Origin of the sequence: Paraburkholderia sp. BCC1876 (assembly GCF_902833695.1) — a bacterium.
In the GTDB taxonomy this organism is placed as follows: domain Bacteria; phylum Pseudomonadota; class Gammaproteobacteria; order Burkholderiales; family Burkholderiaceae; genus Paraburkholderia.
Genome location: NZ_CADFGI010000001.1, coordinates 464,930 through 490,138, shown reverse-complemented (window position 1 = coordinate 490,138; position 25,209 = coordinate 464,930). Strand labels below are relative to the sequence as shown.

General features: G+C 65.7%; 21 protein-coding genes. 10 read left to right on the top strand and 11 right to left on the bottom strand.

What is annotated here, in order from left to right:
• The first annotated feature begins 83 nt into the window (after window positions 1–83).
• Window positions 84–935 (top strand): alpha/beta hydrolase, encoded by an 852-nt coding sequence (locus tag HWY05_RS02050; RefSeq protein WP_051980846.1) that lies wholly within the window; start codon window positions 84–86, stop codon window positions 933–935.
• Here the strand turns inward: HWY05_RS02050 and HWY05_RS02045 are convergent.
• From HWY05_RS02045 to HWY05_RS02030, 4 genes are all read right to left on the bottom strand, one after another.
• Window positions 874–3,570 carry a mechanosensitive ion channel domain-containing protein gene (locus HWY05_RS02045; RefSeq protein WP_176057236.1) on the bottom strand — a complete coding sequence of 899 codons (2,697 nt, stop codon included), beginning with the start codon at window positions 3,568–3,570 and terminating at the stop codon, window positions 874–876. The two genes, HWY05_RS02050 and HWY05_RS02045, sit on opposite strands and share 62 nt — an antisense overlap.
• A 320-nt stretch (window positions 3,571–3,890) precedes the next feature.
• Window positions 3,891–4,220, bottom strand: coding sequence for an NIPSNAP family protein (locus HWY05_RS02040; protein ID WP_035557784.1), 330 nt, complete (start codon window positions 4,218–4,220; stop codon window positions 3,891–3,893).
• Window positions 4,221–4,407: 187 nt separating this feature from the next.
• Complete coding sequence (locus HWY05_RS02035) at window positions 4,408–6,144, bottom strand: MFS transporter (RefSeq protein WP_176057235.1); 1,737 nt, start codon at window positions 6,142–6,144, stop codon at window positions 4,408–4,410.
• A 140-nt stretch (window positions 6,145–6,284) separates the two neighbouring features.
• Window positions 6,285–7,718, bottom strand: a complete 1,434-nt coding sequence (locus HWY05_RS02030; RefSeq protein WP_035557782.1) for a sigma-54 dependent transcriptional regulator — start codon at window positions 7,716–7,718, stop codon at window positions 6,285–6,287.
• A gap of 1,369 nt (window positions 7,719–9,087) precedes the next feature.
• Between HWY05_RS02030 and HWY05_RS02025 the strand changes: the two genes are divergently transcribed.
• The 3 genes from HWY05_RS02025 to HWY05_RS02015 all read left to right on the top strand — a co-directional run bounded on the left by HWY05_RS02025 (window position 9,088) and on the right by HWY05_RS02015 (window position 12,217).
• Complete coding sequence (locus HWY05_RS02025; RefSeq protein WP_176057234.1) at window positions 9,088–9,378, top strand: hypothetical protein; 291 nt, start codon at window positions 9,088–9,090, stop codon at window positions 9,376–9,378.
• A gap of 73 nt (window positions 9,379–9,451) precedes the next feature.
• Complete coding sequence (locus HWY05_RS02020) at window positions 9,452–10,654, top strand: AAA family ATPase (RefSeq protein ID WP_035557780.1); 1,203 nt, start codon at window positions 9,452–9,454, stop codon at window positions 10,652–10,654.
• Window positions 10,655–10,774: 120 nt separating this feature from the next.
• Window positions 10,775–12,217, top strand: coding sequence for a nicotinate phosphoribosyltransferase (locus HWY05_RS02015; protein WP_176057233.1), 1,443 nt, complete (start codon window positions 10,775–10,777; stop codon window positions 12,215–12,217).
• Here the strand turns inward: HWY05_RS02015 and HWY05_RS02010 are convergent, their stop codons facing one another.
• The 3 genes from HWY05_RS02010 to HWY05_RS02000 form a co-directional block, all read right to left on the bottom strand.
• On the bottom strand, window positions 12,218–14,074 hold the full coding sequence (locus HWY05_RS02010; RefSeq protein WP_176057232.1) for an ATP-binding cassette domain-containing protein: 1,857 nt from the start codon (window positions 14,072–14,074) through the stop codon (window positions 12,218–12,220).
• 4 nt (window positions 14,075–14,078) lie between these two features.
• Window positions 14,079–14,972, bottom strand: a complete 894-nt coding sequence (locus HWY05_RS02005; protein WP_176057231.1) for an extracellular solute-binding protein — start codon at window positions 14,970–14,972, stop codon at window positions 14,079–14,081.
• An 84-nt stretch (window positions 14,973–15,056) separates the two neighbouring features.
• The gene (locus HWY05_RS02000) at window positions 15,057–15,983 is read right to left on the bottom strand and encodes a hypothetical protein (protein ID WP_176057230.1); all 927 of its coding nucleotides are present in this window, start codon (window positions 15,981–15,983) and stop codon (window positions 15,057–15,059) included.
• A 246-nt stretch (window positions 15,984–16,229) separates the two neighbouring features.
• On the opposite strand from HWY05_RS02000, the gene HWY05_RS01995 reads away from it, so the two are divergent.
• The 3 genes from HWY05_RS01995 (at window position 16,230) to HWY05_RS01985 (ending at window position 17,904) form a co-directional block, all read left to right on the top strand.
• Window positions 16,230–16,724 carry a molybdopterin-dependent oxidoreductase gene (locus tag HWY05_RS01995; protein ID WP_176057229.1) on the top strand — a complete coding sequence of 165 codons (495 nt, stop codon included), beginning with the start codon at window positions 16,230–16,232 and terminating at the stop codon, window positions 16,722–16,724.
• A gap of 129 nt (window positions 16,725–16,853) precedes the next feature.
• Window positions 16,854–17,453, top strand: coding sequence for a nitrogen fixation protein NifQ (locus tag HWY05_RS01990; protein WP_176057228.1), 600 nt, complete (start codon window positions 16,854–16,856; stop codon window positions 17,451–17,453).
• Window positions 17,454–17,505: 52 nt separating this feature from the next.
• A complete protein-coding gene (locus HWY05_RS01985; protein ID WP_197070307.1) occupies window positions 17,506–17,904 on the top strand; it encodes a LysR family transcriptional regulator in 399 nt (132 codons plus the stop codon).
• Window positions 17,905–17,951: 47 nt separating this feature from the next.
• On the opposite strand, the gene HWY05_RS01980 is transcribed toward HWY05_RS01985, so the two are convergent.
• From HWY05_RS01980 to HWY05_RS01970, 3 genes are all read right to left on the bottom strand, one after another.
• Window positions 17,952–19,313, bottom strand: coding sequence for a DUF2325 domain-containing protein (locus HWY05_RS01980; protein WP_176057226.1), 1,362 nt, complete (start codon window positions 19,311–19,313; stop codon window positions 17,952–17,954).
• A gap of 148 nt (window positions 19,314–19,461) precedes the next feature.
• Entirely contained in the window at window positions 19,462–20,055 is a 594-nt protein-coding gene (locus HWY05_RS01975; protein ID WP_176057225.1) for a hypothetical protein, read from the bottom strand.
• Window positions 20,056–20,260: 205 nt separating this feature from the next.
• On the bottom strand, window positions 20,261–21,136 hold the full coding sequence (locus HWY05_RS01970; RefSeq protein ID WP_176057224.1) for a LysR family transcriptional regulator: 876 nt from the start codon (window positions 21,134–21,136) through the stop codon (window positions 20,261–20,263).
• A gap of 115 nt (window positions 21,137–21,251) precedes the next feature.
• Here HWY05_RS01970 and HWY05_RS01965 point away from each other — a divergent pair, with 115 nt between their 5' ends.
• From HWY05_RS01965 to HWY05_RS01955, 3 genes are all read left to right on the top strand, one after another.
• Window positions 21,252–22,835 (top strand): MFS transporter, encoded by a 1,584-nt coding sequence (locus HWY05_RS01965; protein ID WP_176057223.1) that lies wholly within the window; start codon window positions 21,252–21,254, stop codon window positions 22,833–22,835.
• A 131-nt stretch (window positions 22,836–22,966) separates the two neighbouring features.
• Window positions 22,967–23,446 carry a nuclear transport factor 2 family protein gene (locus tag HWY05_RS01960; RefSeq protein ID WP_035557757.1) on the top strand — a complete coding sequence of 160 codons (480 nt, stop codon included), beginning with the start codon at window positions 22,967–22,969 and terminating at the stop codon, window positions 23,444–23,446.
• Window positions 23,447–23,534: 88 nt separating this feature from the next.
• The gene (locus tag HWY05_RS01955) at window positions 23,535–24,413 is read left to right on the top strand and encodes a 2OG-Fe(II) oxygenase (protein WP_035557754.1); all 879 of its coding nucleotides are present in this window, start codon (window positions 23,535–23,537) and stop codon (window positions 24,411–24,413) included.
• 34 nt (window positions 24,414–24,447) lie between these two features.
• Here the strand turns inward: HWY05_RS01955 and HWY05_RS01950 are convergent, their stop codons facing one another.
• Complete coding sequence (locus HWY05_RS01950) at window positions 24,448–25,119, bottom strand: cation diffusion facilitator family transporter (RefSeq protein ID WP_279614063.1); 672 nt, start codon at window positions 25,117–25,119, stop codon at window positions 24,448–24,450.
• Between the last annotated feature and the right edge of the window lie 90 nt (window positions 25,120–25,209).

The following is a 25,209-nucleotide window of genomic DNA, read 5'->3' as shown; positions in this document are numbered from 1 at the left end:
CCCACGTAATCGACCTGCGTACAGCCGCCCGGCACAGTGACGCCATCGCATCACGAATTCCACCTACGGACCCAGAGGCCGCCATGAATGCCACCGCCCCGCATCTCGCCGACGAACCCAACACCATCCGCGCGGCCGACAACACGCGTCTGTTCTACCGCGACTGGGGCCAAGGCACGCCGATCGTGTTTCTGTCAGGCTGGACGCTGAATTCGGACATGTGGGCGTATCAGATGGAACCGCTGGCGCGGCTGAACTGCCGCTGCATCGCGTACGACCGGCGCGGCCATGGCCGTTCGAGCGACCCGGGCCGCGGCTACGACTTCGATACGCTGGCCGACGATCTGAACAGCGTGTTGAGCACGCTCGATCTGCATGACGTGACGCTGGTCACGCATTCGATCGCCAGCGGCGAAGCGGTGCGTTATCTGACCCGGCACGGTTCGTCGCGGATCGCCCGGATCGCGTTCGTGGCGCCCGCGGCCACGCCGTATCTGCTGAAAACCGCCGACAACCCGAACGGTATCGACGGCGTGTTGTTCGAACAGGGCCGCGCCGCGCTACGTCGCTCGTTTCCCGACTGGATCGAAGCGAATGCGGCGCCGTACTTCGGCGCGGGCGTGTCGCGCGCGCCGTGCGACTGGACGATCCGGATGATGCTGCAGACCTCGCATCAGGCCGTGCTGGAACTCGCGCACTTGCAGACCATTACCGATTTCCGCGAGGAGTTGAAGCGGGTCGACGTGCCGTCGCTGGTGGTGCATGGCGAGCGCGACGTGTCGGCGCCGCTCGAACTGACCGGGCGGCCCACGGCGCGGCTGATCCCCGGCGCGTCACTCTACGTCTATGAGGACGCCGCCCACGGTCTTTACTTCACGCATGCGGAGAGGTTGAACCAGGATTTGCTGGCGTTCCTGGACCGCCGGCCGGCTTAGGGTCGACGGGCAACTGATCGTCCACGGGTGCATCGCCTTTGCGCGTCGTGGCATCAGCATCGGAGGCCTTCGCGGCTTCAGCGGCTTCAGCGGCTTCAGCGGCTTCCGCAGCGGACGGCGGGTTGGAAGGCGGCTCATCCTGCCGCGCCGTCTTCGCTGCATCGCCCGCTTCAACCTGCGCGGGCACGCTCTCCGGGTCCCACGTCAGCAGATGCCGCTGCGGATTCGCGATCGCGATACCCAGTTCGCTGAAGCGGTTCAGAATGCGCCGGTTGAATTCGCGCTGCACGCCCCAGCGCGCGCTGTCGCGGCACTGGATCTGGCCGGCCAGCGTGACCGCCGACCCATCCAGGCCATCGACGCCCCAGAAGCTGAAGTCGGACAGAATACCGTCCTTGAATTTCTCGTCTTCACGCAGCGCGGCGCCGATTGCCTTGAGCGTGTCGATCGCCAGATCCACGTCCTCGCCGAACACGATATTGACCTTCACCGCCGCGTTGCCGAGCCCGCGGTTGGTGTTGTTCACCGTCGACACCGAACTGAACGGCACGGTGTACAGCGAGCCGTCGCCGCCGCGCAGCCGCACGGTGCGGATCGACAGATATTCGACGGTGCCGGACACGCCCGCGAGCGTGACCCAGTCGCCGACCTGCATTGCGTTTTCCATCAACAGAAAAATGCCGGTGATGAAATCCTGCACCAGCTTCTGCGAGCCGAAGCCGAGCGCCACGCCGAAGATGCTCGCGCCCGCGAGCAACGGCCCGATGTTCACGCCGAGTTCGCTGAGGCCGGTGAGCACCACCACCAGCGCGATCACGCAGAACAGCGCGCTACGCAGCATCGGCAGCAAGGTGCGCAGGCGCGCGGCGCGCACCAGGTCGCCGCTGGTGGTCCAGCGCTCCAGCCGCTGTTCGACCGACACGTTGACGCCTTCCCACACCAGCAGCGCGACGACCGCCGCGACGCCGATCGTGACCAGCGCCGACGCCAGCCGGTGGCCGATCGAGCCGGCGCGGAACAGATCGATCACGTCGACGCCCCACACCTGCAGCAGCGCCAGCGCGGTGACCACGCCGATGATCCACGACACCACGCGCCGCAGCAGCGGGTAATAGCGGTAAGCGTGCCGATGCACGAGCGACTTGTCGGCGTCGTCCTGCACGTTGAAGAGCCGCGCCAACGCGCCGAAGATCACGATCGACGCCACCCGCGCGCCGACCAGCACCGCCAGCGAAATACCGCCGAGATGCAGCAACTCGTGATAGCCGTTGCGCACGTCGAGCGCCCAGATGAACCACAGCGCCATCACGACGAACACGGAGAGCCACGCCCACAGGTCCGCCAGCGCGTTGCCGAACATCGCGAGCGATTCGCGCGCGGCAAAGCGCTTGCGGATCAGTTCGCCGACCGGCGTCGCGCATTGCAGGATCAGGATCGAGATCATCACGTGGCCGGCGAGCGCGACCACCTTCATCAGCGCGAGATGCGCCGCGTCGTTCAGACCGAGCGACTGTGCGATCTCCGCGATCGCCGAACCGGCGGCCACCACGCTGACGATCCGGACGATCCAGTGCTGCATGAAGGCGGCCCACGCATCGCTCATGCGCAACAGACGCAGACGCGGCGCGCCCGGCTGCAGGAAAAAGCCGCTGACGATCACGATCACGCGGCTGAGTACGTAGAGGTCGATCAGCGAATCGAGCGCGCGGTCTTGCGGCGTGCCGTCGTCGGTGACGATCGACATCAGTCCGCTGGCCGCGCCGACGAACACCGCGAGCGGGATGAAGCGCAGCACCAGCGTCAACAGTCCGCGCGGCAGACGCTGCAGCAAGGTCCAGTGATGCGCGGCGCGTTGTTTGCCTTGCGCTTCGTCGAGCTTGCCTTTGGCGGCTGGCGCGCTGGCGGGGCTTGCCGTCGCGGCCGCCGCGCCGGCTGTTGCCTCGTCGTTCGATATCGGCATGACCGGCAGCGGCGGCGCGGCGTTCGGGGCGTCGGCGGGTTGCGGCGTCACGTCGACCGGCAGGCCGGCTTGCGGCGAGTCGTCTTCCGTGCCGAGTTCGCGGCGGGCGGCGAGCGCTTTATAAGCGCGGCGCAACAGACGCCGCGCGAGCCATTCGATCACCAGCGCCGGCACCAGCGCCGCCAGCAGCGACCACGCGACGTGACCCAGCACGGCGCGCGCTTGCGGACTGGTCAATTGCCAGTTCCACCATGCGCGCACCGACGTCGTATCGAGCAGCGCAGCCACTGACGCGCGTAATGATTCGCCGAGATGGATCGCCCAATGCGCGCCCTGGCGAGCCAGTTGCGACGCGAGTCCGTTGGACTGGAACGCGGCTGGGACGAGGGCGGCGGCGCTGGCCGCGGCTGGGGCCGAGGCGGCCGATGCGGCGGACGCCGCGGGGGGGGCGCTGAGCGCGCCGGCGGCGGCGATGGCTTGCAGCGTGTCGGCAACCTGCGCGCGGCGTTTGGGATCGTTGAGGACGGCGAGCGCCTGGCGGGCCTGCTCGGGCGTCAGCGTGACGCCGGCGCCGGAGGCCGACGAGGCGGGCGCGGCTTGCGCCGCAGCGGCGAAGGCCGGCGACGCGCCGACGGTGAAAAGGAGGACCAACCAGACGAGTAGTAATTTGCGCATAGGGTGTAAGGCGGGGTTCCAGGTGCGGACGGCTGGGCCGGGACGCGTGGACCGGTTCGGCGGCGTGACCTTGAACCGACACGGCTCAGGTCATACAAGTTCCTCGCGGCGGGGTCGGCGGCCGCCTCGGGCAAGCTGGGCGGGCTTCGACGCCGGGCGGCCGACAAGCGGCAGCCGACAGGCTAGCACGGGCAGCAAAAAACCGGCCTGTCGGACGGCGCTGGGGTGGTCGGCGGTCTGGGGGGGGCGCAGATGGGCGCGCGCGATATGCGGGACGGTGCGCGCCGTCTCCGCATATCGCGCCTGGCCGGTTGCCGCCTTTACTGCGGCGCGACCTCGAACGTGCCGTCGACGACTTCGGTGAAAGTCCGCTCTTCACGCAGAATGAAGCGCCGGGTTTGCGCGAACTGGAAATTGTCGCGCGCTTCGGAATCGGTGCGCAGCCTGGCGCGGTAGGTCTCGTAGGCGGCGAGGCTGTCGAACGCGATCAAGCCCCACGCGATGTCGTTGGTGCCCTCGTGCGGCAGGAAATAGCCGACCAGATGACCGCCGCAGCGCGGAATTATGCGGCCCCAGTTGCGCGCGTAGTCGTCGAAAGCGTCGCGTTGGAACGGATCGATCTGGTAACGGATGAAGCAGGTGATCGTCATGGAGAAGCTCCCGGTGGAGTGAGGGCGTTTGCACTGCCATGACGTGAGTATGGAGATCGGCGGGCGGGGACGTTTCAGGGTGTTGTGAAGTGTCGGAAGCGGGGAGCTTGCGGCGGGTTGGTAAGTGCTATGGCGCTGCGTTGCGCCGGCCAACGAGCACTATGCCGAGGCCAGTGTCACGGACGTGCTATGGCTTGCGCTCCGCGCGCTGGATGGTCGTCGCCGCCAATGCCGCGCCGATCAGTGCGCACAATGCCGACATCAGTGCCACGGCTCGTAATGCGGCGCCTAGCGAGTCGGCTTGCGCAGTAGCAATTGCCGCTTGCGTAGCTGCGCCCGGCGCGGACGCTTGCAGCCCTGAGTCCGAAGAAGCGTTGCCCGTCGCAGGCACAGACCCGGACGGCTCATCGCCGCCATCGACCGCCTCGCCACCACTGCGCGCAAGACTGGCCGCCTCGCGCTCCGCTCGCGGCACATGCAACGCGTCGAGCCGCGCATCGAGAGTCGCATCGTGCGACCAGACGAACACGATCCCCAGCACCGCGATTGCCAGCAAGCTCGCGACCCGCGCCACCGCGTTGTTGATCCCCGACGCGACACCCGTGCGTGCCGCCGGGACCGAGGTCATCACGGTCGTCGTCAACGGTGCGACGGTGATCGTCATGCCGAGTCCAAGCACCGTCAGCGCGGGGAAAAACCCACGCCAGTACTCGCCGCGTACCCACGGCAATGCAATCATCGCGAAGCCGGCCGCGGCGATCACCGGACCCGCGGTCAACAAGGCGCGCGCGCCATAACGGCTCGTCAGACCGCCGGTAAAGCGCGACAACAGGCCGATCGTCACCGGCACCGGCAGCAATGCCGCGCCGGCCTGGGTCGCGCTGTAGCCATAAGCGCGGATCAGCGTGAACGGCAGGAAAAACAGCGCGCCACCTAGCCCGAAGTAAACCAGCAGCGTGACAAGGTTGGCGCCGACGAAATCGCGTGAACGGAACACGTCGAGCGGCATCATCGGATTCGGCGTTCTCGCTTCAAGCGCGATGAATGCGCCCATTACCAGCAAGCCGCCGACTATCGCGGCCAGCACCCAGCGGTCGCCGAAACCGTGCGCCGACGCGAGCGTCAGGCCATAGGTCAGCGCGGCAAGCCCGACGGTCGCGGTGGCTGCGCCCAGCCAGTCGAGTTTCACTGGCGTGGAGGGTTGAACCCGCGCTCCGCTGCCCACCGGCCCCTCCGCGGCGACATCGTCCAGTCGGCTGTCCGGCACGGCGATGACCGCCAACGCAACCGTCGCGCAGGCAATCGGCACGTTGAGAAAAAAGATCGCCCGCCACGAAAACGCGTCCACCAGCCAGCCGCCCGAGACCGGTCCAAGCGCCGACGTGATCGCGCCGACGCCCGCCCACGTGCCGATCGCCTGACCGCGTTCGCGGTCGTCGAACACCGTGCCGATGATCGCCAGGCTGCTCGGCACCAGCAGCGCCGCGCCGACGCCTTGCACGGCGCGCGCCGCGATCAGCGCGGCGGCGCCAGGCGCAAGGCCGCAACCGATCGACGCCAGCGTGAACAGCACGATGCCGGTGATAAACACGGTGCGCCGGCCGAGTTTGTCGCCGAGCGAACCGCCCACCAGCACCAGCGCACCGAGAAACAGCAGATACGCATCGACGACCCATTGAATCGCCGCCACGCTCGCGCCCAGTTCGGTCTGGATCGACGGTAACGCGACGTTGACCACGGAACCATCGATGAACGCCATGCTGGAGCCGAGGATGGTCGCGGCCAGCGCGAGTTTCTTACGTCGGCAGGGCGAGCCGGCGCTGAGCGATTGCGCGCGGATGGTCAGCGCGTCGCACGGACTGGCTTGCGCGGGAAGCGTGGAGGAGGGACGGCGCTCGAGCGCCGGAATCTGCTGATCAGCCAAGTCCGCTCCGGGTGGGATGAACGGCTTTCAGCATAGCAACGGCGGCGGGCATCCGAAAGGCGCGAATGACAAGCAGACGAGACGGCAAGCACACGGCAGCCGTCAATCAAAAAAAGCGGGCCTTCACGGCCCGCCCGCACTCAAACCATCGAACTTGCCTGCCGCTCGGCCTCGTCGTCGGCATCCGCACCGCTCGCACCCGACGCACGCCCGGCCGCCGGTTCCTGATGCAGCCGGTTCGCATGCATCAGCCGATACAGCGTGGCCCGCGAAATGCCGAGTTCGGCCGCCGCTTCCGACAGCTTGTAGCCATGCCGCTGCAGCGCATGTTCGATCGCGTCTTTCTCGGCCTTGCTGCGGATTTCGGCGAGCGTCACCGCCGGGCCGTTGTCCGCTTCCGGCAAGCCGAGATCGCTGGCCGTGATAAAGCGGCCTTCGCTCATCACGACCGCGCGGCGCACGCAATTGATCAGCTCGCGCACGTTGCCCGGCCACGGATAGTTCGACATCGCGACGATCGCGTCGCTGGAGAGCCCGCGCAGTTTGCGCGCGCCGTCCTGCTTGTACATGCTGAGCGCGTAATTGGCGAGCAGTTTGATGTCGCCGCCGCGCTCGCGTAACGGCGGTTCGATCAGACGCAGCACGCATAAGCGGTGATACAGGTCGGAGCGGAAACGGCCGTCTTCGACTGCTTTGTCGAGATCCACGTGGGTCGCCGAAATGACCCGCACGTCGACATGAATCGGACCATTGCCGCCCAGCCGTTCAATCGTGCCTTCCTGCAGGAAGCGCAACAGCACCGCCTGGCATTCATGCGGCATGTCGCCGATTTCGTCGAGAAACAGGGTGCCTTCGTGCGCGCCTTCGATCCGGCCGATCTTGCGCTGCAAGGCGCCGGTGAACGCGCCGCGCTCGTGGCCGAACAGTTCGGCCTGCAGCAGGCTCGGCGGAATCGCCGCGCAATTGATCGCGACGAACGCGCGGCCCACGCGAGGCGAGCGCTCATGAATGGCCCGGGCAGTCAGTTCCTTGCCGGTGCCCGATTCGCCGGCCACGAAGACCGGGGCGTCGGTCACGCCGCATTTGTCGATGCGCCGGTACAACTGCTGCATCGCCTCACATTGTCCGACCATGCCGTGCCGGCCGAGCGACGGCTCGGGGGCCACCTGGGTTTGCCGCAGGCTGGAGAGGCCGTGCGCATGGCCGAGCGCGAACACGAGCCGGTCGTTCAGCCACGGCCGGGTCACGAAGTCGAAGCAATAGTCGAGGATGAAGCGGCTGACCAGTTCGTTTTCCGCCTGCCCCGGCGCAATCTGGGCGACCCAATTGGTTTCGACGCGCCGCATGCACGAGGCCAGTGCGGACAGATGCTGCGACGTGCAGTCGCCGGGCAGTTCGACGAGCCCGACCTTGATGTTGCCGCGCTCGATCAGCCGTTCGGCGATCGCCGTGCTTTTAGCATGCACAGCTTGCCAGCCGGACGCCGCGAGGAAATCCGCGAGCTTGTGATCCGGCGTAGTGGACACGTACAGAACGGTGCGTTCAGTGTCGACAGGCGTGCAATTGGTAGTCATGTTTCCCCCGGTTCGATGCTGCTCTCAGGACTGCAGTTCAACGTACTGGACAGACCGGCAACACGCACCGGTCTTCGGCCAACTGAGCCAGCCGGTTCGTTTTCACGAACTCGACCTGCGTTTCGCCGCCGCTTGCGGTTTCTCTAACCGAGTAACCGGGCGATGACGGATTCACGATGGCGGCAACGGCGGGGGCATGAACAGGCGGCGCGAGCCGCGAGGTGCTACATATCGGACAGATGGCAGAACAGCAGTTCACTGCTGAAACCCGCCAGACGTTTTCATCCCCGAACGACAACCGTTTGTTACCTCGTTGGCCTGATACCAGCGCTCTAGGTGGCGCATGGCTTAACCATAAGCGAAACCGCCTGGGAGCGCCATACAAACAAATCTGGATTCAGAGCCTCACCCACACGGCGCGCGCCGCGCTGGCCGTTCAAAAATCATCGGTCAATCCCGGCAATGCGGGGGATCCCACATACCGGTGTATTCCGCCATTTCGTCATCCTGAAACACACGCGACGCAGGTCATGCGTCGCGTCTCAAGCTTGCGACAACTTGGGCAAGCCGCGAGACGCGTCGCTTTATGCCGCTTGGTGCCCTTTCATGCCCCGAAGCACCGGCACATTTGACCGGCACCCGGCGTAATCCCTTGGCTGCAAAGGCGTCCCTGTGGACGGTCGGTAAGACTGGCCGCCGGACCCGCTTTCCTGAGCGGTCGGTGGCCGGTTGCGGCGCGTCTCGAATCCGAATCAACCCCATGCGCTCAGGTGGGGGTAATACGGTGCATTGCAGCAAAAATCACGGTGCCATCGGGGTTTGAGGGCACATGGCATAGCCATTGCAATAGATGGCTCATACAGAAAGAATGCGTTGCCGCCCGGTTCGCAACGGGGAAGCAGAGTCCACAAGAGACCGGCGGCAAACACAGACTTCGTAAGCACGGCAGTGGAATCGAATGTGACTTACGAGGGTACGGCGGGGCCAAAAGAAGCGGATGTCAAAAAAACGGCGCGAATGACCGGTATGGGGTATCGGTCATTCGCTGACCGGACAACGTGACGCGTTGACCTCGCCACTTTTTCCGTCCGAGATGACGGAATCGAAGCGCAGGCAACGACGACACGTACCGAGTTCGCGCAGTCGGCGAACCAGCGACGCAAGGAAGTAGCGACGGGGAAAGCAGCGCACGGTCAGGATCAGCCGGCGCGACGAAGCGGGGAGCCAGGGCCCGAGTCTCCATAGAGAGACCACAGTACGAGGTGAGCTGGGCGCCGTGTTCGCGTGGTGGCGGACACGGCTCTTGGTGAAGATCAACCAGCAGTCGCGAAGCAGCAGTCGTGAAGTGGATCATCACTCGGGGTTTGTCATGAAAACACAGACTAGCAAGCCGGTCGCCGCAGCGCGGCTGGATCGTGGAATCACCGGACGGGCCGACGCCTTGTCATGGCGGCGGCTGCAGGACGCGCCGCGTGCGCTGTTCGCCGCGCCGCCGCCCGATCTGTTGACGCTCGTGATCGCGGACCAGATCAAGCGCCGGGCGCAGGCGGAAATTCAGCGCGACGCGTTGCGCGAAGCGCTCTACGACATGCCGGTGCGACCGGAGCGGCACGAAGAACGTGGCACGGACGTCTATCCATCCGACGCCGACGAAGAATAAACCCGAACCGAACGTCGATCGTGATCGACACGGCCTCGCCGGCCGAACGGCCCAAGAACGGCGGAGACTCGACATGATCGACATTTTGCTGATTTCCTCCAGCGCGCAACGCGCGTCGCAGATTGCCGCGCGCCTTGAAGAAAGCTCCGTGCCGCATCGGCTGCGGATTATTTACGGCACCGCGCGGCAATTGCTGACGCACGTACGCGCCTTCCGGAGCGCGGACCTGCTGATCGTCGACGACATCGATCTGAATGCCCGCGAACTGGACGGCGTGGAAGAGGCGCTGGCCTGCACGCCGGCGCTGCATTGCATGCTGGTAACGCCGGAGCCGTCGACCGCGCTGCTCGGCGCGGCGATGCGCGTGGGTGTGCGGCACGTGTTCGCATGGCCGCTCGAAACCGGCGAGATCACCGGTGCGCTCGCGCAGATTCATGCCCGCAAGACCGCCCGCAGCCGCCGTGCCGGACGGATCGTTTCGCTCGCGTCGTCCAAGGGCGGCAGCGGCACGACGCTGATTGCCGTGAATCTCGCGTATTCACTGGCCGCCGCGCGCAACCGGCGCGTGCTGCTGATCGACCTGAGCCAGCAATTCGCCGACGCGAGCCTGCTGCTCGCCGATAAACCGCCGCCTACCACGCTCGCCGATCTGTGTTCGCAGATCGGCCGGCTCGACGCGGCCCTGCTCGAATCCTGCCTGATGCACGTGCATGCGAATCTCGACGTGCTGGCGGGCGCCGGCGATCCGTTGAAAGCGGCCGAATTGTTGCCCTCGCAACTGGAGCGGATTCTTCTGCTGGTGCGCGAGCGTTACGACGCGGTGCTGATCGACGTCGGCCAAAGTCTCAATCCGCTGACGATCCATGCGCTCAATCGCAGCGACTCGATCTGCATGGTGGTGCGGCAAAATCCGCTGTACCTGCATGGCGGACGCCGCATGCTCGATATTTTCCGCGAGCTGGGTTATCCGGCGAGCAAGGTGCGGGTGGTCGTGAACCAGTACGACAAGAACGCGCAGATCAATCTGCCGACCCTCGAAAAAACGCTCGGCGCGAAGGTCGCGCATCAGCTTCCGCGCGACGAACAGTTGACCAACGAGGCGCTGAGTCGCGGCGTGCCGGTGGTGACGTCGGCGCGCGATAGTGCGCTGGCGCAAGGCATCCGGTTGCTGGCCGACATGCTGTGGCCGCCGCTCGTCGAGCGTCGCAAGGGGGTGCTTGGGCGGTTGTTTTCGAGCCGGCCGAGTATTCCGCCGCAGTTGAAGCCCGGGCATTGAGCGGAGTCGTCGTAGCGACGACGCCTAGCGATCCCGTACGAGGTGTCGCGGCGGTGTATGGTAAAAAGACCACCACCCGCCCGATCACTCTCGAGAGCGCCTTCGGGCGCCGCATCGTCCATGCACAACGTTAGCCACGGTCTCAACGACATCGCGTCGATCCTGTCGAATCCGATCCTCAACACGGATTCGTACAAGGCCTCGCATTACCTGCAATATCCGCCCGAAGCGTCGGCGATGTTCTCGTACATCGAGTCGCGCGGCGGACGCTATGGGCGCACGCTGTTCTTCGGCTTGCAGATGCTGATCAAGGAGTATCTGTGCCGGCCCATCACCCCGGCGATGATCGATCAGGCCAAGGCGTTCTTCACCGCGCACGGCGAGCCGTTCAACGAAGCCGGCTGGCGCTATATCGTCGAGCAGTTCGGCGGCTATCTGCCGGTGCGGATTCGCGCGGTGCCGGAAGGATCGGTCGTGCCGACTCACAACGTGCTGGTCACGGTGGAGTGCGACGATCCGCGGGTGTTCTGGCTGGCCTCGTATCTGGAGACCATGCTGCTGCGCGTCTGGTATCCGATCACGGTGGCAACGCAAAGCTGGCATGTGCGCCAGACGATTCGCGGCGCGCTGGAACAGAGCAGCGACGACCTCACGCAATTGCCGTTCAAGCTGCACGATTTCGGCGCGCGCGGCGTGTCGAGCGCGGAGTCGGCGGCGATTGGCGGCGCGGCGCATCTGGTCAGTTTCATGGGCTCGGATACGGTGCTCGGCGTGGTCGCGGCGAACCACTACTACAACGAAACCATGGCGGCGTTTTCGGTGCCGGCGGCGGAGCACAGCACGATCACGTCATGGGGGCGCGAGCGCGAAACCGACGCGTTCCGCAACATGCTCGCGCAGTTCGGCAAGCCGGGCGCGATCGTTTCGGTGGTGTCCGATTCCTACGATCTGTTCGCCGCGCTCGACGTGTGGGGCACGGAGTTGAAGCAGGCAGTGCTCGATTCCGGCGGCATGCTGGTGATCCGGCCGGACTCCGGCGATCCGCAGACTATCGTGTTGCAAACCTTGCACGCGCTCGACGCGTCGTTCGGTTCGACACTGAACGGCAAGGGCAGGCGCGTGCTCAACAACGTACGCGTGATTCAGGGCGACGGCGTGAATCCGGAATCCATCGCGGCAATTCTTGCGGCGATGGACGAAGCCGGTTTCGCGGCGGACAACATCGTGTTCGGCATGGGTGGCGCGTTGTTGCAGCAGATCAATCGCGACACCCAGCGCTTCGCGATGAAGTGCTCGGCGATCCGCCTCGGCGACGAATGGCACGACGTGCTCAAGGATCCGGTCACGGATGCCGGCAAGCGCTCGATGAAAGGCCGCCTCACGCTGCTGCGAAATCGCCACACCGGCGAGTATCGAACGACGACGCTGCCGGTCGTGTGGGATGAGCGCACGGTTGAAAGCGAGTGGGACGACGCGCTGGTGACGGTGTTCGACTCCGGCAAGCTGCTGATCGACGTCTCGCTCACCGATATTCGCAACCGCGCTCACGCGCACGAAGGCTAATCAATCGGCGGCGCCTGGCAGCCAAACCGTCACGCCTGCCGACCGCACGTCGATCCGGCAGGGCGCGCCTTCGCGCAGGCGCGCATCTTCGCTGGCCAGGTCGAAATGAACGCCGCCGAGACTCACGCGGAGATAGCGCTCGCCGCGCCGCAACTCGACCGATTCGACCACGCCGTTATGCTCACCGTCCGGTGAAATCGTCACCGCGTGCGACGAGACGCGCCACATCACGTGTTGTCCCGTTTGCAGATCCTGTTCGCTTGCGCCTGTGCCGATCATCATGGAGAAGCCCGGCGCGATTTCGACCTGCGCGGGACCCGTCATCATGCCTTCGCCGACATTGTGCAAACCGAGCAGGCCGGCTACCCGCATCGAGGCCGGCCGTTCGAACACGGCATCGATAAAACCGGATTGCAGCACGCGCCCCTGTTCGACCACCAGCACTTCATCGGCCAGCAACGCGGCTTCGTCCGGATCATGCGTGACGATGATCGTCACCGCGGCGATCTCGCGCTGCAACGCGCGCAACGATTGCTGCAGACGGCGCCGCCGTGGCGTGTCCAGCGCGGCGAACGGTTCGTCGAACAGCAGCAGTTCGCTATGTCGCGTCAGCGCTCGCGCCAGTGCAACCCGTTGGCGCTGGCCGAACGACAACTGATGCGGCAAACGCGCGACCAGTTGCGCGAGACCCAGATGCTCCAGCCAGTAACGCGCGCTCGCGGCGTCGGCATCGACGGGAAAGCTCAGTTGCCGCGCCACGCTCATGTGCGGAAACAGGCCGTAGTCTTGCGGCATGTAGCCGATCTGACGACGCTCGGGCGGCAGCGTGTGTAGCTGTTTCTCGCCGAGTTGCACGGTGCTCGTTGCGTTGGTGTCGAGTCCCGCGATCAGTCGCAACGCGAGCGATTTCCCCGAACCCGATGGCCCGATGATGGCGAGTCGGCGCGTGGCGGGTGTCCACGCAATGTCGAGATCGAACGCGCCGAGTTGGCGCCGCAGATGAAACGCGAGGCGCCGGTCTTCAGCCTCGCCACGACTCGCCGTCGCCTGCCCGGCGATGGGATCGAGCGCGTCGTCGCCATTTTCGGTTTGTTCCAACGCCGCTTTTTGCCGAAGGCTGTAAATCGACAAGGCCGCGCACAGAATCGCGATGGCCAGCGTGGGCAGCAGCAACGGCATCATCGCGGGCAGCCCCTGGCCGCCGAACACCACGTACGTGTAGACCGGCAACGAATACGGGTGATAGGCGACCATCACGGTCGCGCCGAATTCGCCGAACGCGCGCAGCCATGCGAGCGCGAGCCCGGCGCGGATGGCCGGCCACGCGACCGGCAACATGACACGGAAGAAACGGCTGCCGGCGCGATGGCCGAGCGTCGCGGCGACGTCGTCGAGGACCGGATCGACGGCGGCGAACGCGGACTTCGCGGCGATGATCAGGAAGGGCGCCGCGACGAAGGTTTCCGCCAGCACGATGCCGGTGAACGAGTCCGTCAGCATGCCGCCGGTGAAGCGGCCGACGAAGCTATACGGCCCCAGCAGAAACAGCAGCAACACGCCGCTGGTGAGCGGCGGCAGCGCCAGCGGCAACTGCACGACGAAGCCGAGCAGCGCCACCTTGCGTGAGTTCGAGCGCGCCAGAAAATAGCCGAGCGGCACGCCGCCCAGCAAAATCACGAGCGAGGCCACGCTGGCGCTCGCCGCCGACACGCCGACCGCCGACCACGTGGCCGCCCAGTCGACGTTCGCCCAATCGGCCGCGCCAAGCTGCGGCACGCTCGCGATAAACGGCGCGCACAGATAGACGGCCAGCAGCGCCGCCAGCCACAGCAGCGGCCGCGCGCTAGAACGGCTCACCGCGTTACGGCGCGTTGGCGTCGATCACGGCTTGCACCGAAGGCGGCATGGCTTGCACATTGCCGCTCACGGTCGGTTTGACGACGTCCACGCCATGTTGCTTGAGCAGCGCACGGCCTTTCTCGCTCAGCAGGAAGTCGACGAAGCTGCTCGCGCCGTTACGGTTCGGCGCGTCATTGAGAATGGTCAGCGTGTAGCTGGCCTTGGCCTGCAATTCCGGCGCCGGACGGATCGCCGGAATCTTCAGGTCGGACGTCTCGGTCGAATAGAAAAAGCCGGCGTCGAGCTGGCCCGATTGCAGGCGGCCCACCAGCGTTTCCTCAGGCAAAACCTGGGCGGGATTTTCCGCCGCGCCGAGCGTCTTCTCGACCAGATCCGGCTGATGGTAGAGCTCGGCGGCCTTCGTCATCATCTCGACGGTGAACGCGCCTTTCGGATCGAGCTTCGGATCGGTCCGGCCGATGCGGATGCCTGGCTCCTGCAGCACCTGGTCCCAACGCTTGCTCTTGAACTGCGCCGCGAACTTGCTCTGCGGGTTGTAGCCGATCATCAGCGGCGATTCGGCGAAATTCACGTACCACGTGACGTGATCGCCGTTCGCTTCGCCCATCAGGCTCGCGTTCACCTTCGGGCTCGCGCTGATGAAGACGTCGCCGCGACGCAGCTTGCCCTTGATTTCGTTGGCGATCTTGTTCGAGCCCGCCGCATAGCCGCGGAACTGCTGGCCGGTGGCTTTCTCGAACGCGGGGCCGATGCTGCGCTCCATCAGATTGACGAGCGAACCGGCGTACAGCACGTTGACCGTGTTGCTGTCGTCGGCGAAGGCGGGCGCGGCCGTCACGATGCCGGTGACCACGACGAGTGGAGCGACGAGAGAAGCGAGCAGCTTGCGAATCATGCGATAACCCCGATACGTTATTAAGAGCGCTATATTACGACGCCATCGTGTCGTGTTGCACGGATGGCGTCATCCAGCGCGACGTCAGTTCAGCGGAAAAGTGCGGACGTAGCTGGTGCCGCCGCTGGCGGTCGCGCGGTCGATCGCGTATAGCAGGCCGCGTGGCGCGTCCACGGCGAGGCCGCGAGCATCCTGAAAGTCGTTTGCAAGCACGCTCATCGTGCCGTCCGGCGCGATCCGGCACAGGCCGGTGGTGTTGCACTTGGTGTACAGCGTGCCGCGCGCGTCGACGCTCATCAGGTCAGGGCTGTTGATCTGCACGAACGCGCCGCTGGCCGCTACTGCCTGGGAACTGGCGAGCAACGCGCTGAGGCTGGCTTTGACGATGTCGTTATTCGCCTGGTCCGAGACGTACACGTTGTCGCCCGACACCGCAATGCCGACCGGCTTGCCGAGTCCCGTCAGCAGATCGCGTTCAACCGCGGTATGGGCGTTCGGATCGTAGGTAATCAGGCTCAGCGCGCCTTGCGGCGGATTGCTGCCGCTCTTGATGAACCACGTGGACAGCAGACGGTTCGAGCCGATCGAAATCAGGCCGAGGCGGCGGCGCGTCGGATCGGGACCGGTCAGCGCCGCGATCGTATCGGTACCGGTGATGCTGAACACCGCGCTTGCCGTGCCGAAGCCGAAGCGTTCGATCATCAGCGCGCCCGCGTCGGCGAAGCTCAGCTGGCTCAGGCTGTTCGCCTGGCCCGTGACGGTCGGCACGCTGGCGTAATGCGCGAACGCGTGGGCGTCGGGTGAGGAGAGCACGCTGCTGGTCTGGTCGTCGGTAATGAACACCGTGCCGTCGGCGGCGCGCACCGCGATGCCGTTCGGCGCGGCGCTCACGGCGAAGCGTTGCGGCGAGGCGGTGACGTTGTCGCCGCCGCAACCGGCCAGCGCGGCGATCAGGCCGACGGTGACGAGCGCGAGACGGGTGCTGCGGTGCAGGGTGGAAGCGAGGCGCATGAGATCTCCTGGAGTGGCGAGCGTGTGCGTTGGCCATGGGCCAGCGCAAGACGGTGCGCCGTTCATTGTTGTTGGTTGTTTTGCGTCAGGGTGCTGCCGCCGGTCGGCTGATATGCCCGGCGATATAGTGCCTATCGACGAAGTTTCGGCGCGGTTTTATGCGCAAGCCATCGTCGCCGCGTAATATACACACGGACATAACGAATGAACAGGCCGCCAGGCTGCCGATGCTGGAGATAAGCGCGAATGGATAGTGTGAACGTGATTGCCGCGCCGGCTGTGGACGGCGCGCTGGTTTTGACCGGACGATTCCAGCGTCCGCTACGGTTCAGTATCGAGCAACTGCGGCAGTACGAGAGCGTGCTGGCCACGCCGTTCGATCTGCGCTGCTATACGACGAACCGCTTTATTCGCAGCGTCGAGCCGTATCGTGGCGTGCGTCTGACGACGCTGATCAACGAGGCGGGTTTGCCGGATGCGGTGCCGGGCGAGTTCAAGCGCACGGTGTTTGTCGCGGTCGGGCAGGACGGGTATGTCGTGACGTTTTCGTGGCACGAGCTGTTTAACACGCCGGTTGGCGAGACCGTGCTGGTGGCTTACGAATGCGGCGGCCGCGCGCTGGATGCCGGGGAGGGCGCGCCGATTCTGTTTTCGGGCTCGGATATCTTGCCGGCGCCGCGGCATGTCAAGAGGCTTGCGCGGATCGAGGCGCAGGTTTTGACGGCTTCGGCTTCGGTTTAGGTTTAGGTTTAGGTTTGGGTTTGGGGTTGGCTTCGGGGTTGCGTGGTTTGAGTTGTCTGGGCGAAGGCGGGCGATCAGTAGCACGCTGCAGGCGTAACATGGTCCGCTCTTCTTCCGCGTGTCGATGCCATGTCTGACAATCCGCTTGCTGGTGTTGCCGCACCTGATTCGCTCGACGCGCACGTCGCCGCACGCACGGCCGCCTGGCTTTCAGTCGCCACCGACGCCGCCTCGCCCGACACGCAACTCCTCGCCAGGCTGATCGCCGCGCGCGACGCGCGCAGCGAACTCGCGCTGCTCGGTCTGCACCAGCCGGCATGGCGTGCGCTTCTGGCAAGACACTTCACGCGCGCATCGGCTGTTGCGCTACCGCTCCCAATCAATGCGATCGACCAGATCGACTTCGTCCGCACGCTTCACACTTTGTTGCGCGCGCACACAAACGAGTCGGTCGATCCGGCCGACGCCGATTGCCTTGCGACGATCATCGCGCATGCCTGTTTGCGCCCGGATCACCTGTGGCGCGACCTCGGCCTGCGCGGCCGCGACGACGTCACGTGGATGCTGACGCGTTACTTCCCGACACTGGTCGAACGCAACGTCGCGAACCTGCGATGGAAGAAATTCCTCGCTGAACAACGTGCGCTTTCGCTGGGGTTGACGCCCGGCCCCGCGCCCGGCTGCCCAGGCTGCGAAGACTACGGGCATTGCTTTCCAAACCTCGGTTAGGCACCGTCTCGCGTGGGTGGCAGTGCGAGGCGGTTCGTGTATGCTTTCGCGCATGGCCGACATTGCAAAAACCAAACCAGCATCCGCGAAAAAATCCGCTAAGGTGCGCCCCGAAGTGCGCTTCAGAATGCGTATCCGTACCGGAGACACCGTGGCGCTCGGACCGGGCAAAGTCGAACTGCTCGAAGCCGTGCGCGAGTTCGGTTCGATCTCGGCGGCGGCGCGCAGTCTCGACATGTCGTACCGGCGTGCGTGGCTGCTCATCGACGAACTGAACCGCTCGCTGAAATCGCCTGCCACGCATTCGGAGCAGGGCGGCCAAAGCGGCGGCGGCTGCACGCTGACGCCGGTCGGCGAGACGATCATCCGTTTGTATCGGGACGTCGAAGTGGAAGCTGAGCGAAGCTGCGCAAAGCAGATTGCCGAGTTGACGCGGTTGATTCGTTCGTGAGCTGAGGGTGCGCGAGCGGCGGACCTCCCCCCGCCCGAATTCAGTCCTCAACCATGCCGCAAGCAAAACGCCGAAGGCGGCGGGTTGCCCAGTTGCGCAACCTGCTCAGGATGCAGACGCGCCATCAACTCCACGAAGCTCGCCACGCTCGCCGTGCGCAACGGGTGATAGTCGATCTGATGACGCTCGCAGACGCGTTTGAGCGTGTTCATCGAATCATGATCGATGCAGTCCACCGGAAACACTACGATATCCGCGCCCGGCAACGCGGCCGCAAGCAGGCCCTTGCGATCTTCCAGGCCGCCGTCATGCACCAGCAGTTCACCACCGGCCGCATCCACCAGACGCTTTAGCGCGGCGTTCGAGCCGGGCCTACCGCCCACATAAACGATCCGCTTGCCTTGCACGCTGTCGAGACTCGCCCGGCGCGCGCCGGCGCCATGCGTAGCATCGGCGGCGTCGACGGTTGCGCGTTCCAGCGCGTCGCATTCGCTTTGCACCAGTTTGAGTAGCGCGAGCGCCTGGTCGTGGCTCCTGCGCAGCGCCTGTGCGGCGTCCTGTTCCTGCAGCACGCGTTGCTCGGCGACTTCGCGGCGGCTGGTGTGCAAGGCCACGCGCTGATCGGCGTCGCTCAGCCGTTCGCGTAAGTGCTGCGCTTCGGCGGCGAGATCGGCGGCGTCGGCGGGAATATGACGGGCGACGCTCGCGCTGAGTTGCGCGATCTGCTCCTTCAACGCGGCGATCGAGGCATCGCGCTGTGCGCCCAATTCGTTCAGCCGGCTCTGCTGGCGCTCGATTTTCTCTTTCAGCGCGGCGTTTTCTTCTTCCAGCGCGACCAGCCGGCGAATATCCGCGCGGTTCGCCGCGCCGACCAGATGCGACAGCATATGCAGGTCGCCGAATGCTTTCTGGCGTACGGGCAGGGTTGCGTGCCGATGCGTCATCAACGCCCAATACGCCGGTGGAATGTCGCCGTTTTTCAACGCCTCGTCCCACAGTTTCAGCAACTCGATGTCGTCGCTGGCCTGGTCGAAGCGGCGGATCGCCGCCGCATAGTGCTCGTCGAGCGACTTGTGCAGCGCCTTGGCGCAGGCGCCGCCTTCAATCGCCAGTTCTACCGCGGCGTGATGAATCTCGAGGTCGCTGGCGTCGCGGCGATCGAGGTTCGTGAATTTGGGGACCAGCTTGCGCAGTTCCTGCGTGCTCAGACAGGTGCCGATGATCGAGCAATGCAGATGACCGTCGAGTTCGGCGAGGCGCGCGCGCCGTTGGGCGCCCGGCCGGGACTGCGGCGCGTTGCCCGGCGTGCAGCATGCGTCGGCGGCGGCATGCATGCCGGCGTTGGCAAGTTCGTCGCCGGACAGTTTCAGACGCGAGGGCTGGGCGAGGCGAAACGGGGGCGTGTGCATGAGGTCCTCGAATCCGGTTCGGGGTCAGTCTTGCTCGACGTGAACGTGACACGCGCGCGGCAGGTTTTCCGCGCACGCCGAAGCGACGGTGTATTCGCGAAGATATAGCGGTAAGCGAAAGGGAGCGTTCATGTTCGTTACTGTCGAATCAGTCGTTGGAGCCGACGAGGCTGGGTTCGGCGTGCGCGTCGCGCCGAACCGCCGTGGCGGCGCGGCTGCGGCGGCCCGTGGCGCGCGTGCCGGCGCTCGACGCGAAGTTAGCCGTGACGGCCCCATGCTGTTCGAGCACATGCCCGACGCACAGGCCGATAAAAACGGTATCGAGCCGTTCAAGCTGCGCCACGACGTTGCGTAACGCGGCCAGATCGTTGCTGAACGCATCCGAGAAAATCGCGTCGCGCAACTGTTCGGCCGACCGGGCTTCCTCGATCGCCGCCTTCAGGTCGTGCAGACGCGCGAATCCCGCCGCCCGGGCCCGCTCGGCGAGGATCGACAGCAACTGGTTCAGCGAATGCGAGCCCGACGTGCCGACCGACGCGAAGTTGAGCTGGTCGTGGGTCAGCATCAGCACGAAGCGCTGCACGCTGCCGTACAGGCGCCGGTAAGCATCCACGACGTCGCGGATCGATTCGGCGCGGCCGCGCTCGGACGCCGATTTCACCGCGACGATCGTCGACGAAATCTCGTTCGCAAAGCGTTGGCGGCTAGTTGCCGGGTCGGACGGAGTGGATCGGCTGCGCACCGCTAAAGGCTCCTGCTGGCTGGTTGGGCTTCAAGGGTCGGCGAGGCGATGGACAAGGCTGGAGGACCAGCCGCCACGCGGCATAAAGCCGACCGTGATATTCGACAGGATATAACGAAAGGCCGCCAGGGTGTTGATCCAAACGAGCGTTCGGTTTGGGTTTGTCCTGGGGTGATGCCTGGCTTGTGGCCTGGTTGCGCTACCTCTATCCCTTGCGCGCGAAGTCCAGAAATGCTTTCACCGCCGCCGTTTTTTCATACTTCCGGTAGGCAATCGCGATCTCCGACGCGATCGCTTTACCGGCGATGTCGCGGTACACGACACCGGGCAACGCGACGCATTCGGCCAGCGTCTGCGGCACCACTGCGACCTTGCCGCCCAGCGATACGCAGGCCAGCACCGACGCGAGCGTGCCGGGCCGGGGCCCGAGGCGAGGTGAGAAGCGCCCGCGCCGCGCCACTTCGAAGGTGGGCGCCTCCTGTTCCGGCAGCACGAACCACTGGTCGTGCAGTTGCGCGGGTTTGACGCTTTCCGACGCGGCCAGCGGGGAATCCGCGGGGATGGCCAGCACGAAGCGATCGTGATGCACGGTGGCGGCCTGAATGCCGTCGGCGAGCGGCATCGGCGGGCGGACATAGGCGGCGTCGAGCAGACCGTCGTGCAGCATGGCGGCGACGGCGTCCATCGGCACCTCGCGAATCGAAATGTCGACGCCCGGATGCGTGTCGCGAAAGCCGCCGACCGACCGTTGCAGCACGCCCGCATAAACCGCCGACGCCACATAGCCGAGTTCGATCCGCCCCAGTTCTCCGCGCTCGGCGAGCAGCGCGCGCTCTTCGCCACGGGCGAGGTGGTCGAGCGCGGTGAGCGCTTTGGCGAGGTAAGCGCTGCCGGCGGCGCTGAGCGCCACCGAGCGTTTGGTGCGATGAAAGAGGCGCACGCCGAGCAGGCGTTCGGCTTCCTGAATCAGCTTGGTCAGCGACGGCGCGGCGATGCCCAGTTCGTCGGCGGCACGCGAGAAATGCAGTTGTTTCGCGACGCAAACGAAGGCATGGATATGACGGAGTTCGAGCTGGCGCATGGGTGTCTGTATTTCACCTGAGGCTAATTATTTTGCGATTCTATGCCAATGACAGGAAATACCAGCGTCGCTACGATGAGGTGACTCCGCTCCTCTTTAGTTAGACACCGCGCCCATGCCACCTGACTCTGCTCACGCCACAACGCCCACGCCCACGCCCACGCCGGCCCCCAACCCCGCGTTCATCCTCGCCACCGCCTCCGCGACCTGCGCGCTGATCGTGCTCGACACCAACGTCGTCGCCGTCTCGCTGCCTTCAATCGCGCGTTCGTTCCACGCGAGTTTCGCCGACGTCGAATGGGTCGTCAGCGCCTACATGGTCGCGTTCGCGTCGTGTCTGCTGCCCGCCGGCGGTCTGGCCGACCGCGTCGGTCGCAAGAAGATGCTGTTGCTCGGCCTCGCGGTGTTCTTTCTGGCGTCGCTCGGTTGCGGGGCGGCGCCGTCCGCGCTGTTCCTGAACGTCGCGCGCGCGGTTAAAGGCGTGGGCGCCGCGATGCTGCTGACCGCGGCGCTCGCGGTGATCGCGAACACCTTCCACGAAGGCCCGGCGCGGGTGCGCGCATGGGCCGTGTGGGGCACCTGCATGGGACTGGCGACCACCATCGCGCCGCTGGTCGGCGGCGTCATCACGCAATGGCTCGGCTGGCGCTGGATCTTTCTGCTGAATCTGCCGGTGTGCGCGGTGCTGGCGTGGTGCGCGTCGCGCACGATCGTCGAATCGCGCAATCCGCAGCGCGGTCCGCTCGACGTCGCCGGCGGCGTCCTGTTCGGGCTGGCGTTGTCGCTCGGCATCTGGGCCTTGATCGAAGTGCCCGCCGACGGCCTCGCGAGCTGGCCCACGGCCGCCAGGCTCGCGGGCTGCGCGCTGCTGCTGGGCTGGTTCGTCCAGTTGCAACGCGCGCGGACGCACGCCATGGTCGATCTCGCGCTGTTCCGCCAGCCGCGCTTCGTCGCCGCCGTGCTCGCGATGTTCGGTTACGCCGCCTGCGCGCAGGTCATGATGACGTTCCTGCCGCTGTATCTGCAGAACGCGTTCGGGTTGTCGGCGGTGGCGGCGGGCGTCGGCATGCTGCCGTTCGCGCTGGCGATGGTGGTCGGGCCGTACATCGGCGCGGCGCTCGGCAGGCGCTTTTCGGCGATGGCGCTGCTGTCGGCCGGTTTGCTGCTGATCGCGCTGGGCAATCTGCTGACGGCGCTGGTGGCCGGCGACGAGCGCTATGCGCTGGTCGCGCTCGGCATGATCGTGACGGGATTGGGCGCCGGCATTCTGAACGGCGATACCCAGAAAGCGATCATGGCGTGCGTGCCGCCGGACCGCACCGGCATGGCGTCCGGCATCAGCACGACCACGCGTTTCACCGCGATCGTGACCTCGGTCGGCGTGCTAGGCGCGGTGCTCGCGGCCCGCACCCACACGGCTTTCATCGCCAATACGCCGCTCACGCCCGAAGTCAAAGCCGCGCTCGACGCCGGTTTCCTGTCCCACGTGCTGTCAGGCGACACGGCGCAAGCGACCGCGCCTATGTCGTCGGCGCTGCGGCAGACGCTGATGTCGGCCGCGCATGCGAGCTTTGCCAGCGGCTTTGCCGCTGCGCTGGGCTTGGCCGGGCTCGCCGCTGCGGCGATCGCGGCCGGCGTCTGGCTGCTGGGCGGCCGCGCCGAAGCGGCGCAGGTACGTGGGGTGGTGTCGAACGGCTAGAGCGCGGCCAGGCTATCCAGCCCGCGCCGTTTTCCGATATTGTGTGCTGCGTGCTCGCGCCCGAATAACCGCGCGGCACTTCCGGACCCAGGTTTCTTCGCTAATCCCGGCAACGCACAATACGAAAAAAAATGAGCCAAACCCACAACGCATTGATCGAGCGGTTTTACACGGCCTTCCAGCAGCGCGACGCCGAAGCCATGGCCGCCTGCTATGCCGACGACGTGGTCTTCAGCGATCCCGTGTTCGGCGAATTGCGCGGCGACGAAGCGCGTGACATGTGGCGCATGCTGGTGGCGCGTGCGCAGAACTTCTCGCTGAGCTTCGACAACGTCGACTCGGACGAGCGTAACGGCCGCGCCCACTGGGTCGCCCGCTACCTGTTCAGCCAAACGGGCCGCGAGGTGGTCAACCGGATCGACGCGCGTTTCGTGTTTCGCGACGGCCTTATCGTCGAGCATCGCGACAGTTTCGATGTGTGGCTCTGGTCGCGTCAGGCGTTGGGCGTCAAGGGGATGCTGCTCGGCTGGTCGCCGCTGGTGAAGCGCGCCATCCGCGCACAAGCGAAAAAAGGCCTGGCGCTTTATCGCGGCCGACAGCTGCAGGGCTGACCGCCCGCCGTCGCCCATCCCTCCCGCCGCTTGCCATGTGCCGGCGAGTTGATAGTATTTCGTCACGCCGACGAAACGAGGGGATGTCATGCCAGTAGTGGATTCCGCCTGGGAAGAGTGGCTCAGCAGCAATGTGGCGCGCGGCTGCAGCGTGGATTCGATGATCGACTCGATGGTGCAGGCCGGTTTCGCCGCCGACGCCGCGCGCTCGGCCGTCCACAAAGCGTTCGGCCAGGAAGCGCAGGACGCCGGAGCGGCGTCGCTCGCCGCGACCGAAGCCGTGCTCGCCAAAACCGCGCCGCGCACGTATCACTACGATGAGTCGCCGGTCGCCGCCGGCAACGTGATCCGCGCCCATGACCGCGACGTGCGCGTGCTGATGCGCTGCGAACGGCCGCAAGTGATCGTGTTCGCCGACGTGCTGTCGCCCGAAGAATGCGAGGAGATGATCGAGCGTTCGCGGCATCGGCTGAAACGTTCCACGATCGTCAATCCGGACACCGGCAAGGAGGACGTGATCCGCAATCGCACCAGCGAGGGCATCTGGTATCAGCGCGGCGAGGACGCGTTCATCGAGAAGATGGACCGCCGCATCTCCAGCCTGATGAACTGGCCGGTCGAAAACGGCGAAGGGCTGCAGATTCTGCATTACGGCGTGACCGGCGAATACCGTCCGCATTTCGACTACTTCCCACCCGATCAACCCGGCAGCGCCGTGCATACCGCGCAGGGCGGCCAGCGCGTCTCGACCTTGGTGATCTATCTGAACGACGTGCCCGACGGCGGCGAAACGATCTTCCCGGAAGCGGGTTTATCGGTCGCGGCGAACCAGGGCGGCGCGGTGTATTTCCGCTATATGAACGGCCAGCGTCAGCTCGATCCGCTGACCTTGCACGGCGGCTCGCCCGTGCTTGGCGGCGACAAATGGATCATGACGAAGTGGATGCGCGAACGCGCCTACGGCTGACGCCGCGCTATTCGACGCGGCGTTATTTGACTCGCTATTCGACCGTCTGGCCCACCGTGATGGTGGCGGCGTCGGTCGAGCCGGCGAGCAGTTGCTTCAACGCGGTGCGTCCGCTCGTGTAACCCATCCGCAGAATCATCAGGCCGATCGCGGCGCCGGCCACGTGGTCGAGCACCGGTACGCCGGCCAGACTGCCGGCCAGTCCCAACGTCGCGACCAGCGCCGACACCGCATCCACGCGAGCGTGATAGGCGCTCGCCAGTAGCATTGCCGAACCGGTGCGGCGGGCTTCGGCGCGCATGTAGCGAAACAGCGTTTCTTTGGCGATCGTGACGAAGCCGCTGATGGCGAGCGCGCCGATATGCATGGCGGTGCTGTCGGTCAGCGTCGAGGTCTGCGCGATGCTGTTCCACAACATTTCGATCGCCGTGACGCACAGCACGGCGGCGATGAAGAGCGACGCCAGCGCCTGCTCGATGCCGTTGCCGGCGGCGCGCGGGGCGGTGCCGCGCTGTCGCGTGGTGAGGTAGAGCACGACCAGCACGACGCTGTCGGCCGCCAGATCGCTCAGCGTGTGGATGCCGTCGGCAAACAGTCCGTCCGAATGCGCCATCACGCCGATGGCAATTTGCATCGCGCAGAGGAAAGCGTTGAGCAGCGCGCTCGCGGAGGCGGCCTTAAACAAGGTGGCCGCCGAAAAGGGCATGGCTGCGGCAGTCGCGCTCGAAAAGCTGGGACATTGGGTGGGGACCGTTTTTCTGTTGTCGCAGCAAAGTACCGGGCGAACGTGGCACGG

What these genes read in the sequence shown, in the direction of transcription:
- HWY05_RS02050 (WP_051980846.1), top strand. Translation starts at nt 84, where the DNA reads ATGAATGCCACCGCCCCGCATCTCGCCGACGAACCCAACACCATCCGC.
- HWY05_RS02045 (WP_176057236.1), bottom strand. Translation starts at nt 3,570, where the DNA reads ATGCGCAAATTACTACTCGTCTGGTTGGTCCTCCTTTTCACCGTCGGC.
- HWY05_RS02040 (WP_035557784.1), bottom strand. Translation starts at nt 4,220, where the DNA reads ATGACGATCACCTGCTTCATCCGTTACCAGATCGATCCGTTCCAACGC.
- HWY05_RS02030 (WP_035557782.1), bottom strand. Translation starts at nt 7,718, where the DNA reads ATGACTACCAATTGCACGCCTGTCGACACTGAACGCACCGTTCTGTAC.
- HWY05_RS02025 (WP_176057234.1), top strand. Translation starts at nt 9,088, where the DNA reads ATGAAAACACAGACTAGCAAGCCGGTCGCCGCAGCGCGGCTGGATCGT.
- HWY05_RS02020 (WP_035557780.1), top strand. Translation starts at nt 9,452, where the DNA reads ATGATCGACATTTTGCTGATTTCCTCCAGCGCGCAACGCGCGTCGCAG.
- HWY05_RS02015 (WP_176057233.1), top strand. Translation starts at nt 10,775, where the DNA reads ATGCACAACGTTAGCCACGGTCTCAACGACATCGCGTCGATCCTGTCG.
- HWY05_RS02005 (WP_176057231.1), bottom strand. Translation starts at nt 14,972, where the DNA reads ATGATTCGCAAGCTGCTCGCTTCTCTCGTCGCTCCACTCGTCGTGGTC.
- HWY05_RS02000 (WP_176057230.1), bottom strand. Translation starts at nt 15,983, where the DNA reads ATGCGCCTCGCTTCCACCCTGCACCGCAGCACCCGTCTCGCGCTCGTC.
- HWY05_RS01995 (WP_176057229.1), top strand. Translation starts at nt 16,230, where the DNA reads ATGGATAGTGTGAACGTGATTGCCGCGCCGGCTGTGGACGGCGCGCTG.
- HWY05_RS01990 (WP_176057228.1), top strand. Translation starts at nt 16,854, where the DNA reads ATGTCTGACAATCCGCTTGCTGGTGTTGCCGCACCTGATTCGCTCGAC.
- HWY05_RS01985 (WP_197070307.1), top strand. Translation starts at nt 17,506, where the DNA reads ATGGCCGACATTGCAAAAACCAAACCAGCATCCGCGAAAAAATCCGCT.
- HWY05_RS01980 (WP_176057226.1), bottom strand. Translation starts at nt 19,313, where the DNA reads ATGCACACGCCCCCGTTTCGCCTCGCCCAGCCCTCGCGTCTGAAACTG.
- HWY05_RS01970 (WP_176057224.1), bottom strand. Translation starts at nt 21,136, where the DNA reads ATGCGCCAGCTCGAACTCCGTCATATCCATGCCTTCGTTTGCGTCGCG.
- HWY05_RS01965 (WP_176057223.1), top strand. Translation starts at nt 21,252, where the DNA reads ATGCCACCTGACTCTGCTCACGCCACAACGCCCACGCCCACGCCCACG.
- HWY05_RS01960 (WP_035557757.1), top strand. Translation starts at nt 22,967, where the DNA reads ATGAGCCAAACCCACAACGCATTGATCGAGCGGTTTTACACGGCCTTC.
- HWY05_RS01955 (WP_035557754.1), top strand. Translation starts at nt 23,535, where the DNA reads ATGCCAGTAGTGGATTCCGCCTGGGAAGAGTGGCTCAGCAGCAATGTG.
- HWY05_RS01950 (WP_279614063.1), bottom strand. Translation starts at nt 25,119, where the DNA reads ATGCCCTTTTCGGCGGCCACCTTGTTTAAGGCCGCCTCCGCGAGCGCG.